Below are 12,620 nucleotides of genomic sequence, written 5' to 3'. Positions count from 1 at the left end.
CTTTATGGACACTGCCGCACCGTTTCCGGGCGGCAAACATGGATTAAAGCAGGTGTATCACAATTAGGATCAGTTATTTAGTATTCGACGCTTCTACGAAGACTCCACCAACGAGCTGATGAGATTCAGGAATTGCTAGCATAGGGTTTAGACTTGGGATCAACAGTTCGTCATTTGTTATTGGAAAAAGCTCTTGCATTAGCTTAGTCCGCCATCTTCTGTTACTTTTTGAACTATCTTGATCTATGTTTAACCAATCGTCTCCTCTTTGGCCATAAGGAACAACTCTAAATCCCTTATCAAAAACAGAAACTCCGCTGTTTTCTTTGACCCAAGCCCTAGCTACATTCCCATCTACTGATTTTGCAAAAAAAACTCCCTCCCTGTGAGGAAAGTAATTTATATTTCCATATACATCACAGCCCATAACATTTTCAAATGGGAACTCTCCAATGAAACAGTTACCTTTTAATTCATGTGTGACGCTAACATATAATGTTGCATTTTCCTTTGTGGTGATGTTTCTATTCGTTTTAGTGTAAAATTCTACTTTAGCAACGGCTAGGTCTAAGATTATCGATGCGAGCTCATTGTCATCAACGATGGCGTCATCGTCTTCAAACAGTGTTGATTGAAATCTGAGATTAAATCCCGGCTCGTCATCTTTAGTTTCTTTGCTTGCAGTATTTCTTATATGATCTGGAGCACCTGCTAAAATCGCTTTTACCGGAGAAACCATTCTAAGTGAGCTTGACCGTACCTGTTTTAGGACGGAATTAGATGGTTCATACCGCAAATCGGATATGCATAATGTTGTACCAGTAGGCTCAGATACCTTTGGGTAGTATTTGTAACGTATCTCCAAATTTTCAATGTCTGTAGCTTGGTCCAATTTTTTCCAATTAAAAAAAGCTATTAGTTTGGAGTTTGCATTGTTTTCGGAGTTTTTAGCGACTGTAATGAGAGTTAATCTATGACCTAAGAACCTAACTGCAAAACGACCTATACCTTTTGAACCGGTAAGAGTACGGCCATAGATAGCGGAATTCTTTCTATCCCCTTTATTTCCTGTTGCTATCCTCATCCAGCGTGACTTGAATTCTTCTAATGTCATTCCGTGGCCGAGATCTTTAATTAAAATTCTCTTTTTATCCCACTTAACTAAACATTCAGGTGAGTCCGCGTCATAAGCGTTTTTTATCAGTTCTGTAAGCGCTACGTCTGGTCTGCTAACTAGTTGCTCACCCAGCTCACGTAAAATAGCGCTTTCAACGGAGAACCTGAATATTTTTTTCTCAGACATGCTCTAGAATAGTCCCTAAAACAGAGTTCATTTGATTAACTTCGATTTTTTTCAGTGCCCCGGAATGACTCACAACTTTGCTCTCAAAATCGAAATTCCTTATAGCCGCTCGTAGTTTATCTTTTGTAATATGTTTAACTTTATGGATTCCATGAACAGCCCCAACTGCTACAGCTCCGACACTATTAATGAATACTTTAGGGCCAAATTTTGTGAAACCTGAACCATATAATAGATCTGGAACTGCATGCGGTCTGTAGCACCACCACGGTGATTGATTTCGACAGGTATAATTGTCGCGTTCACTTTCTGGAATACTATCCAAATATGCAGACAAGTTAGGGCTTGGGCTGGTTGTAGTAGCTATTAACCAACACTTTTCACCCGCGTCAACAAGATATTTGTTGAAATTTTGCTTAGTTAGCTTTGTGATGCTATCTGGGATCGGCCGAATATTGGTAATGCAAGGAACAACATCGGTACCGATCTCTAAATTAAATTCTTTTCGAGACTGCTCAGTTAGACAAAAAATCTTCTGCCCTCCTGGGCTTAAACCTCTTTGGGCATAGTTATTCTCGGTTCTTCTTTTATATTGAAGAACATTTTGATTGGAACCTGTAGCTGATTCAACCTTTACCGAATTGAAGTTTGCATCAATGCTGTAGAAATCCCATTTACCCGACTTATCAGATTTGTCTATTACCGTAATACTTGCGGTAGTTAAAACTTTTGAATGTGCAAAAACGTCCTGCTTGAATCTGTAAACTTTCACTCGCCAGCTTTGTTGAGATATATACTCCCTAAGAAATGCGCATGATGGTCTTGATACCCATTCGTAGGGAATGACCTGAACAATAAGAGCATCATTCTTCGTTTTAAGAATCGCCTGGCAGAGAAAATAAATAAATGCATTAGATCGCCTATCAAGACGAATTCCTAAACCGTCACTAAGTTGACTGGCAATTTTAAGTTGCCACTCGTCATTAAGCTCATGGTGCCTAACATAAGGTGGGTTACCAATGCAAAGGTCAAAGCCTCCTCTAATTTCAGAGAAGGCGCATTTGTGAACTATGTTTGCGTTTGGGGGAAGATCTCTTTCGTGAGTTCGACGTTTATCTATTTCATATCCTATGTAATTATTATACTTTCCTCCGAAAGCGAACTTCCCGTCACCTGCGCCAAAATCTACTACTTTATGGAAGTCAGTTCTGTGCTGAAGTGCAATTCTCCATGCCTGCTCTACAATGTTCGACGGCGTGTCTACTTGGCATTTTGCGAGGTAATGAGCATTAAAATATTGAGAATCAGAGATAACGTCAAGCATCCGATTTAAACCATATGGATAGTGAAACTAAATAGAAATCTACCTGCTTTCCTCGCTGTGCACAAGAAAAATTCATAGCTGTGATTCGTCTAAAAAGTGCTTATTGAGGGCTTTCAGAATCTTTCCTGTGATGGAAGCCCCAGCAAATAACGATTTTGTATACATAAAACCTTTATTCATATTACCAATCAATACTTTACCTGTTTTGTTGGAAAGGTCTTCTGACTTAAGGTCCAAGTGAATCCGATTGTCCTTAACGGATTTATCTCTGTCTCTTGCCCATAAAACCTTGAGTAAGTTTTTTTCAGAATCGTCTATAACAAAATACATCCGTTCAGAGGTGAAAATCAGCCAGCATTGTTGGACATCGCTTTTGAAAACCAACAATGCTTCAGCCTGAGTTAAATTTTCATTTTCAGCAGAGAAATGTTCGTAAGTCTTGACTGCTTCAATAACGTCTTCGGTTTGGTAAAAATCTCGCCGACCTAATAACATTCTAACTAAGCTCATATATCCACCTTAAACATCAACTCGCTCTGTAGAGTTAGGATCATCAATTGAGTCTACGAGCCTTGGTAAAACTGTAGTCCAGGATAAAGCTACAAATACGCTAGCTACTCGTGTAATTTCGAAAATGCCCACTGCGCCGCCTATATAGCCTCCCAGCATTGCACCGAAACCCCATATCAGAAACACAAACAGAGTTCTGTAACCTGAATATGATAATTTTAGGATACTGCTTTTGTTGGTAGCTTTCACAAACAGAAAATCTAAGGTTACAACGACTAAACCAATGCACCCAGAAGCTAAGCTGAAGACCAATAGAGACCATTCACTATTAAGCTCAAAGTCACTGGAAGTATTAAATAAAAAACTAAATAACTCTGTTATCACATGAATTTGCCACGTTCCCTATGTTTTAAATAGTATATACCGGACTTGCCACATTCTCATAGAGGATTGAAACTGAGTGCCAATGTTTATAAATTTGGCCTGCCAAAGGGTGTTTAAGTTTGGAATTCTTCACTGTAATTATTTAATTTTAAAGCAATTATTGAGGAAAGGTGTTGTGGTGTCGACCAAACATGTTTATAAGACTCAATACGTATGTTCTCAGCTGCAATAGCTGGGATATTGCCCCATATTCCTCGATACTCAGCAATTTTAGTGAACAGAATTGCTAGTACAACAGAGGTTATATGTTGTCCACTGTCAAGAAATACCATGCCAATGCAACATTTATCGGTTTGTCTATGCTCAAACTCAATCAAACTGAACCAGCACCCTCGGTACAGAATATCCCCGATTAAGACGGCTCGGGGAGTCATACTTTTGGAGTCCAAATACGACCATTGCCGATAACCCTCTGGCTTAGTAAGCGGAATATATCTGGTTAGCTCATCAGGTTCCCGTATCTTTGCGCTAAAGCCTTCATAGGTATTCAGATGCTCAATAGCTTTGATAAAGGTATCGAAGCTGGCAGGAAGCGCTTTGGCACGCTCATAGGTGCTGTTTAAACGGCCTGTACCAACGGTAGAGTCGGTATTATCACCTTGAGCACTACTGAGCTGATTGCTGTCTACTGGCGGCTTTACGACGGTGACAGATTTATACTCACATTGCTCTTTAGTTGGTTTATCCGGCTCTTTACCGGCAATATCGCCGAACCTGTCTGTTGGCAGGTTAAATATTTCTGTAGCTGCGTTTTTGTTCGGTGCTTGCTGACTTTGAAAGGGTTTGCCTTGCTGCCCAGGAACTACACGGGTGCCGCCCCAGCCTGGCTTTTTCTCGTTATCAGGTTTGTCTTCGCCATCTTTGGCTCGGTTGTTGTCGTTGTCACGATACACGGTCAGGTGCCGGAAGGGGAAAGCCGCAGAGCAGCGAACGAGTGACAATACCAGGTAACGCCATTTATTCGGATCAGCCGTAGGGAGCATTTTACAACGGGCGCTCAGGTTCGTGTTGCCGGCAAACGGAAAATTACTTTCAATATGCGCCGCTACGCCATTTACACGACTTTTTAGCATGGCGTCGTGCACTGCTGTGGCACCTGACCAGGCTTCGGGAGAATTTAGAATTCGGGACAGTATCCAGCCGTCTTGGTCCGAAAAACGCTGGCGTAGCCCAATAACTTCGCGCTGTTCTTCCGGTTCCGACCAGGTGTGTTCCATATTCAGCACGGCATGCAAATTGTGTTTTAGGTCACCCGAGAAAATCACATCTGCCAGGTTGGTCGACACGGCATAGTAAAACCGCACCAGCTCAGCCTTTGGGATTAAAATGCCGTAAGGGTCACCGCCATATTCTACTGCAACCATTTTGCTGAAATACCCGTCTTTGCCAAATTTGTAATGCGTATAGGGAATGATGTACTGGTTATGCTCTTTGGCACTGGCATTTAACACTTGGCTGGTATGCTCAGAAATCTCTAACCCTTTGAACTCGGTCAGTTGCCCAGCAAGCTGCTGCTGACACTCACTGTTGCGCCAGATAGAGCCAACACACACCGCCGGCAGCTGGCCGGTACCAATACAGATTGTTTGTTGTTCTGTGTAATCCACCAAACCGCTGGATGCAGACGCCAGCTTGTTAGGGGGCAGAGCGCTAATATCAGGTGTTTTGAACGGGGTTATAACAATTTGCAGTACTGGCTCGCGGGGGAGCTTGGGATTGGGCTGAATGGCACCGAACCAATCAACCCGCCAGTAACGATTATCGGAGGGGAATTCCTTGATCCGTGGAATCCCCTTCACTAGGCCACTCCGCTACTACTACGAAGTGGCGGTACAAAATAGCGATGTACAGTACAAAATAGCATTGTGGAGTACTATTTAGCGTTGTAAGTCACAATATCTTCACCTGCTGCCTGACGGTCTGCATGATAGCTGGAGCGGACAAAAGGGCCGCAGGCAGCATGTTTAAAACCTAACTCATCGGCATAGGCTTTGATCTCTGCAAACTCTGCCGGTGGCATATAGCGTTTTACCGGCAGGTGGTGCTTACTTGGTTGCAGATACTGCCCCACGGTTAACATATCTACCTGATGTTCGCGTAGATCGCGCAGCACTTCTAATAACTCTTCAGTGGTTTCACCCAAACCCACCATTAGGCCAGACTTGGTCGCCACCTGCGGGTGTAATTGCTTAAAGCGCTGTAGCAGGGTCAGTGACCATTTATAGTCCGCTCCAGGCCGTGCCAGCTTATACAGACGCGGTGCCGTCTCCAGATTGTGGTTAAATACGTCAGGTGGGTTTTTACTTAAGATCTCCAGTGCCACATCCATCCGGCCGCGGAAGTCCGGCACCAGCACTTCAATTTTAATCTCCGGGCTATATTTACGGATAGCGGCAATACAATCGGCAAAATGCTGGGCACCGCCATCACGTAAGTCGTCGCGGTCTACTGAGGTAATCACCACATACTTTAGCTTCATATCGCGAATGGTCAGTGCCAGCTTTTCCGGCTCTTCAGCACTGGGTGGCAGCGGCCGGCCATGGGCGACATCACAGAACGGGCAGCGACGGGTACAGATGGCACCCAGAATCATAAAGGTGGCAGTACCGTGGTTAAAACACTCGGATAAATTGGGGCAGGAGGCTTCTTCGCAAACTGAATGCAGGCCGTGTTTGCGCAGTGCACCTTTGATTTCGTCGATCCGCTCGGTGCTTTTCGGCAGTTTGATCTTCAGCCATTCTGGCTTGCGTAACATCTCGTCGCGCTCGGTGGGCAGTACCTTTACCGGGATTAATGCCATTTTCTCCGCATCGCGCAGCTTAACGCCGGGTTCCATACGTGCTGTTTTGGTCATTTTAGTTCTCTAACCCTGTTTTAACCACCGGGCTGCTAATTGCCAGATGTTGTTGAAAAAGTTCGGCCATGACGGTTGCGGCCTCAGAGACTTGAAGCGGTCCGCCCAGCTCACTACATTGTACCATTTGCATACCGGCATAACCGCACGGGTTGATCCGGCTAAAGGGTTCCATATCCATCTGCACATTCAACGCCAGACCGTGAAAGGTACAGCCTTTACGTACCCGCAGCCCGAGCGAGGCGATCTTCGCTCCAGCAACATAGACGCCAGGTGCATCGGGTCGGGCTTCGGCGTTGATGTTATAACGGCGCAACAGCTCAATCAGAATATTTTCCAGCATGCTGACCAGCTGGCGCACGCCCAGATTACGGCGCTTGATATCCAACAGTACATAAGCCACCAACTGGCCCGGGCCGTGGTAGGTGACCTGACCGCCGCGATCAACCTGTACCACCGGAATGTCTCCCGGAAAGAGCAGATGTTCGGCTTTACCGGCCTGCCCCTGGGTAAAGACCGGTGGATGCTCTAACAACCAGATTTCGTCCGGCGTGTTACTGTCGCGCAGATCGGTAAACTGCTGCATGGCCTGCCAGATCCGGCTGTAGTCTTGCAGACCCAGCTGGCGGATCACCAGTTGCTCGGTAATAGACAAGGTAAGCTCCGTGCTGATTTAAGCGGGCATTATACTGGATAAGTCGCGGATTTCGAGTACCTCTGGCGGCGTAAACTGCTCAGAGTACGTAGCGCACCAGCTCAATTTTGCCAAGCTCAGTGTACAGTAATTCAATATGCGACTTACTGGTGACTGTCACCTGTACTGTCACCGAATGGTAGTTGCCTTTACCGCTGGGTTTAACACTGGGGCTGTAATCAGCGGCGTCGGCATGTTGGCGGATCACCATCATCACCTCGTCAACCAGCCGCGCATCGGCCAGACCCAGTACTTTAAAATTAAACTGGCAGGGAAATTCCAGAAACTCATCAAAACGGGTATTTTTAACTTCAGTGACCATCTGCTTTACTCAGTAAAAATAAAAAAGTCCCGGCCAGGCCGGGACTTAGCTTAATCTCGGTGTGGCGTTATTGAAACTTTAACTTCACAGCATCAACCAACCGGCTGAAAAAGCCTGCCTGTTCAATACTTTCCAGGGCCACAAGCGGGTAGCTGCCAAGCTGTTCATTGTTCAGCTGCAGCACCACCTTGCCAACCACGTCGCCCTTGTTAATGGGGGCGATCAGTTGCTGATCCAACTGGATGTCTGCTTTTAAATTCCGACGCTGACCGCGTTGTAAGGTCACAGTCGCATTTTCCGCCAGACCGACTGCCACCGTTGACTGCTGACCTTTCCACAGTCGTTCGTCGGCCAGTTTTTCACCGGCCTGATGGGTAGTGACAGTTTCGAAAAAGCGGAAACCGTAGGTCAGTAACTTTTTATTTTCGGCGGCGCGGGCGCGTTCGTTAGCCGTGCCCATGACTACCGACACCAGACGCATACCTTCACGGGTGGCTGAGGTGATCAGGCTAAAGCCAGCTTCTTTAGTATAACCGGTTTTGATGCCATCCACTTCCAGGCTGCGATCCCACAGCAGGGAGTTACGGTTGTGCTGGGTAATGTTATTAAAGGTGAACTGCCGCTCAGAATACAGGGCGTATAAGTCTGGTACATCCCGGATCAGTGCCCGCGATAGCACGGCCATATCACGCGGCGTTGTGTACTGCTCGTCCAGATGTAAACCATGACTATTACCAAAGCGGGTATTGACCATGCCTAGCCGCTCGGCGTGCGCATTCATCAGATCGACAAAGGCACTTTCGGTACCGGCGATATGTTCCGCCATGGCAACACAGGCATCATTGCCTGACTGGATCATAATACCGCGCGCCAGATCTGCGACTTTGACCTGAGCGCCCACTTCAATAAACATCAGCGAAGAGCCGGGGAAGTTTCTCGACCAGGCGCGTTCGCTGACAGTGACCATGTCGTCCATGGTAATGTTGCCTTGTTTTAGCTCCATACCAATCACGTAAATGGTCATCATCTTGGTTAAACTGGCCGGTGCCAGCGACATATCGGCATTTTCTTCCGACAGTACCGCGCCGGTATCATAATCGACCAGGATATGTCCTTTCGCTGCCACTTGCGGCGCTTGTGGTATTACACTTTGTGCGCTCGCTTGCGCTACCAGAAATGCACTGCTTACGGCTAAGGTTGCCGCACCAAAAACCTGATAATAACTGTTCATAGCACCTTTCTTATAAGTTAGGGACTAGCTGAAGTGATCAGCCGCACTGACCACCATCGACAAAAAATGCCTGCGGATAGCTGCCGGTGCGGAACTGATTCAGCCATTGTTGCGCCAGTTGGCTATCCGAGGTTGGACCTATTAACAGCCGGTGTAAGCCGTTACCGGAGCGGATCTCCGTTGGTACTGACCACTGGCTGGCAATTTGTTGCTGCAACTGACGCGCTCTGTTGTTGTCACTGATCGCAAACAGTTGGATATAGCATTGTCTGTTCGGTAGTTCAGCACTTCTAATCCGTGTTTCACCGGCACTGGGCGGCGCAGCGCGCTGCATCGGAATGCCTTGTTGCCCTTGTTGCTGCGCCAGCATCGCCGGCGATTTTAGCAGCTCAACCTTAACCCTGGCTGTACCGCGTTGCAGCATGCCGATTTTATGAGCTGCTGAATAAGAGAGATCAATAATCCGGTCCTGGTGGAAAGGGCCGCGGTCATTGACTCGGACAATAGCGCTCTGGTTATTATCCAGATTGGTTACCCGCACATAAGACGGCAACGGCAGGGTTTTATGGGCCGCGGTCATGGCGAACATATTGTAGATCTCGCCATTCGAGGTATGGTAACCGTGAAATTTATTGCCATACCAGGAAGCAATACCGACTTCGGTATGTTCGGTCAGCTGTTGTAACGGCAGGTAATCCTGGCCGAAAATATTGTAAGGGTTATTACCACCGCGGCTCAACGGCTCGGCCTTGGGTATCGGATCGGTCATTTCCAGCAAGGTCGGTAAGCGGGGTGGTTTACTGTCGGTTTCATCACGGTAGCGACCGGCATTCGGTGATACCATCGATGGTGGTTTTGCCGCCGGTGTACCCGGGGCTGGTGGTTTACTGCTACAGGCCGCCAGGGTAGCGGCAGCAAGCAGTGTGATTAGGCTGAGGCGTAATTTAGTCATATCAGGTTTGGGCCATACTGCGTTTATGTGTACTTACCGACATAATAATGCCAAAAGCGGCCATCATGGTCACCATCGAAGTGCCACCAAAACTGACCAGCGGTAACGGCACCCCAACAACCGGTAACAGCCCGGAAACCATGCCTATATTGACGAACACATAGACGAAAAATGTCAGGGTAAAGCTGCCGGCAACCAGTTTGCCATAATTATCCTGTGCCCGGGTGGCGATAAGCAAGCCCCGGCCAATAATAAACAAATAAATTGCCAGTAAAAACAATACGCCTACCAGGCCAAATTCTTTACTTAGCACTGAGAAAATAAAATCGGTATGACGCTCCGGCAAAAATTCCAGCTGCGACTGGGTACCCTGCAGCCAGCCTTTACCATGCACGCCACCAGAGCCAATGGCGATCTTGGACTGAATAATATGATAGCCTGAGCCCAGCGGGTCACTTTCCGGGTTCAGAAAGGTCAGTACCCGGCGCCGCTGATAATCGTGCATGCCAAACAGCCAGAGCACGGGCGCAAAGGCAGATACCAGCGCCACGATAAAGGTGATGAGCTTCCAGCTCATCCCGGCCAGAAATAAGACGAAAATGCCGGCAGCAGCAATCAGGATAGCAGTGCCCAGATCCGGTTGCTTAGCAATCAGCAGCGTTGGGATCACACACATCAAAAAGCCGACGGTCAGATGGCGCTTTTTCGGTGGCAGGTTGTGCGAGGCGATAAACCAGGCAATCGCCATCGGTACTGCCAGCTTCATAATTTCGGACGGCTGAAACTTTATAAAACCCAGATCCAGCCAGCGCTGGGCGCCTTTACCGATATGGCCGAACATCAGTACTGCTACCAGTAATAAGGTGCCGACAATAAACAGCGGTAATGACCAACGGCGAATCGTTAATGGGCTGATTTGTGCCATACCAATCATTACCGCAAAGGCGACACCTAAGCGGATAATTTGTGCTTCGACCATTCGCTCACTCTGGCCAGAGGCGCTATACAATACCAGCAAGCCGTAACTGACCAGCGCTAACAGGCCCAGTAACAACGGCGTATCGATATGAAAAAACGCTAACCGGCTGTTACTATGGCGCGAATTAACCAGACTATCATTCATCGTTATTGACTCCGGCGCTAAAGTAATAGTCCAGCATTTGGCGGGCAATCGGTGCGGCTGTACTGCCGCCGCCGCCAATATTTTCAACCGTTACTGCTATGATTATGCTCGGGTTTTCTGCCGGGGCATAGCCAACATACATCGCATTATCACGCAGGCGTTCATCCAGGGCATTGGCATCGTATTTGGCATCCTGGGCAATTTTTACCAGCTGGGCAGTACCGGTTTTGCCGCCTGAGCTATAACTGGCGCCGCGAAAGGCGTTAAAGGCGGTACCCTTTTGCGTACTGACGGTTTGCTCCATCGCATCGCGGATCACTTGCCAGTTGCGTGGGTTAACCACATTGACGGTCGGTTGCAATTCGGTACTGACCTGCTCGGTGCCGGCATCATTAGTCAGAGTTTTCGCCATATGGGGGATCGGCAGCATGCCGTTATTCAGCAAAGCGGCGGTGGTGGTCATCAATTGGATTGGTGTAGAAGTCCAGTAACCCTGGCCGATACTGACCGCGACGGTATCGCCATGAAACCAGGGCTGGTTATGCCGGGCCCGCTTCCAACCCCGTGACGGCATATTGGTGTTAGACTCTTCCAGAATATCAATACCGGTTTTTTCACCAAAGCCAAGCCTGTTCATATAGTCAGAAATGCGGTCAATACCGAGTTTAACCCCCATATCATAAAAGAAGGTATCACAGCTCTCGATAATGGCACTGTAAACATCGACCCAGCCATGGCCCCAGCGTTTCCAGTCGCGGTAACGATGCTCGACGCCGGGTAGCTGAAAGAAGCCCGGATCCCAGATCCGGGTGCTGGGAGTAATAGTATTGGTTTCCAGCCCTAATAATGCCAGATGCGGCTTAATGGTAGAGGCCGGCGGATATACGCCTTGCGTCACCCGGTTAATCAGCGGCCGGTCCGGGGAATTTAATAACGCATTGTAATTGGTACTGCTGATCCCATGCACAAACAGGTTAGGGTCGTAGCTGGGGTTACTGTAAAACGCCATCACGGCCCCATCGCGGGGATCCATTGCAACAATAGCCCCGCGCTTACCTTCCAGTAACTGCTGGGCGGTGAGTTGCAGGCCCACATCCAGATTAAGCTGAATATTTTTACCCGATTGCGCCGGTACCGAGCGTAATACCCGGATCAGGCGGCCGCGGTTATTCACTTCAACTTCCTGATAACCCATGGTGCCGTGTAATTCGGTTTCGTAGTAGCGCTCTAAGCCAATTTTGCCGATATCGCGGGTGGCGGCGTAATTTGCCAGTTGGTCGCTCTCTTCCAGCCGTTTCAGATCATTGGTATTGATGCGGCCGATATAGCCCAGTGCATGGGTAAACAAATTACCAAAAGGGTAGTGGCGGCTAAGACGGGCTTCGACAGTGACGCCGGGAAAACGGTGCAGATTAACCGAGATGATTGCCACTTCTTCATCATTGAGCTGCTCTTTCAGCGCTATGCTATTAAAGCGACGCTGTTGGCGCACATCACGCAGGAAGCTTTGTTGTAACTCGTCCGGGATCTCGATTAGTTGTGCCAGCTCTGCCAGTGTTTCGGTCATATTTTCGACCTGCTCTGGTACTAATTCGAGGGAGAACACCGGCCGGTTCTCGGCCAGCAAAATACCGTTACGGTCAGTGATCATGCCGCGGTTTGGCGCCAGTGGCACCACTTTAATCCGGTTACCCTCGGAGCGGGTTTGGTAGACCTGATAGGATTTCACCTGCAGGTGATACATATTGATAATGATCACGCCAAAAGCCAGCATCACCAATAGCATAGCCACCAGCGCCCGCTGGCTAAATAAGCGGGACTCTGCCTCGACATCTTGCATGGCAACACGTTTTCTTAGCATGC

At 47.9% G+C, this 12,620-nt stretch carries 11 protein-coding genes; all 11 read right to left on the bottom strand.

What is annotated here, in order from left to right:
- Positions 1-73: 73 nt before the first annotated feature.
- The 11 genes from AEST_RS09545 to mrdA all read right to left on the bottom strand — a co-directional run bounded on the left by AEST_RS09545 (position 74) and on the right by mrdA (position 12,618).
- Entirely contained in the window at positions 74-1,303 is a 1,230-nt protein-coding gene (locus AEST_RS09545; protein ID WP_008608729.1) for an ATP-binding protein, read from the bottom strand.
- Entirely contained in the window at positions 1,296-2,627 is a 1,332-nt protein-coding gene (locus tag AEST_RS09540) for an Eco57I restriction-modification methylase domain-containing protein (protein ID WP_008608728.1), read from the bottom strand. Before AEST_RS09540 ends, AEST_RS09545 begins: the two co-directional genes overlap by 8 nt.
- Before the next feature lie 72 nt (positions 2,628-2,699).
- Entirely contained in the window at positions 2,700-3,137 is a 438-nt protein-coding gene (locus AEST_RS09535) for a hypothetical protein (RefSeq protein WP_008608727.1), read from the bottom strand.
- Between the two features lie 497 nt (positions 3,138-3,634).
- Positions 3,635-5,380 carry a hypothetical protein gene (locus AEST_RS09530; protein ID WP_008608726.1) on the bottom strand — a complete coding sequence of 582 codons (1,746 nt, stop codon included), beginning with the start codon at positions 5,378-5,380 and terminating at the stop codon, positions 3,635-3,637.
- Positions 5,381-5,454: 74 nt separating this feature from the next.
- Positions 5,455-6,435, bottom strand: coding sequence for a lipoyl synthase (gene lipA / locus AEST_RS09525; protein WP_039925356.1), 981 nt, complete (start codon positions 6,433-6,435; stop codon positions 5,455-5,457).
- Between the two features lies 1 nt (position 6,436).
- Complete coding sequence (gene lipB / locus AEST_RS09520) at positions 6,437-7,090, bottom strand: lipoyl(octanoyl) transferase LipB (protein ID WP_008608723.1); 654 nt, start codon at positions 7,088-7,090, stop codon at positions 6,437-6,439.
- Positions 7,091-7,169: 79 nt separating this feature from the next.
- Complete coding sequence (gene ybeD / locus AEST_RS09515) at positions 7,170-7,451, bottom strand: DUF493 family protein YbeD (RefSeq protein ID WP_008608722.1); 282 nt, start codon at positions 7,449-7,451, stop codon at positions 7,170-7,172.
- Between the two features lie 67 nt (positions 7,452-7,518).
- A complete protein-coding gene (locus AEST_RS09510; protein ID WP_008608720.1) occupies positions 7,519-8,682 on the bottom strand; it encodes a D-alanyl-D-alanine carboxypeptidase family protein in 1,164 nt (387 codons plus the stop codon).
- Positions 8,683-8,719: 37 nt separating this feature from the next.
- Positions 8,720-9,634 carry a septal ring lytic transglycosylase RlpA family protein gene (locus AEST_RS09505; RefSeq protein WP_008608719.1) on the bottom strand — a complete coding sequence of 305 codons (915 nt, stop codon included), beginning with the start codon at positions 9,632-9,634 and terminating at the stop codon, positions 8,720-8,722.
- A 1-nt stretch (position 9,635) separates the two neighbouring features.
- On the bottom strand, positions 9,636-10,757 hold the full coding sequence (gene rodA / locus AEST_RS09500) for a rod shape-determining protein RodA (RefSeq protein WP_008608718.1): 1,122 nt from the start codon (positions 10,755-10,757) through the stop codon (positions 9,636-9,638).
- The gene (mrdA, locus tag AEST_RS09495) at positions 10,750-12,618 is read right to left on the bottom strand and encodes a penicillin-binding protein 2 (protein WP_193759645.1); all 1,869 of its coding nucleotides are present in this window, start codon (positions 12,616-12,618) and stop codon (positions 10,750-10,752) included. The genes rodA and mrdA overlap by 8 nt, the downstream gene beginning before the upstream one ends.
- Positions 12,619-12,620 lie beyond the last annotated feature (2 nt).

The organism is Alishewanella aestuarii B11, assembly GCF_000280055.1.
In the GTDB taxonomy this organism is placed as follows: Bacteria; Pseudomonadota; Gammaproteobacteria; order Enterobacterales; family Alteromonadaceae; genus Alishewanella; species Alishewanella aestuarii.
Note: the sequence above shows the minus strand (reverse complement) of the source record. Positions and strands in the feature narration are given on the sequence as shown.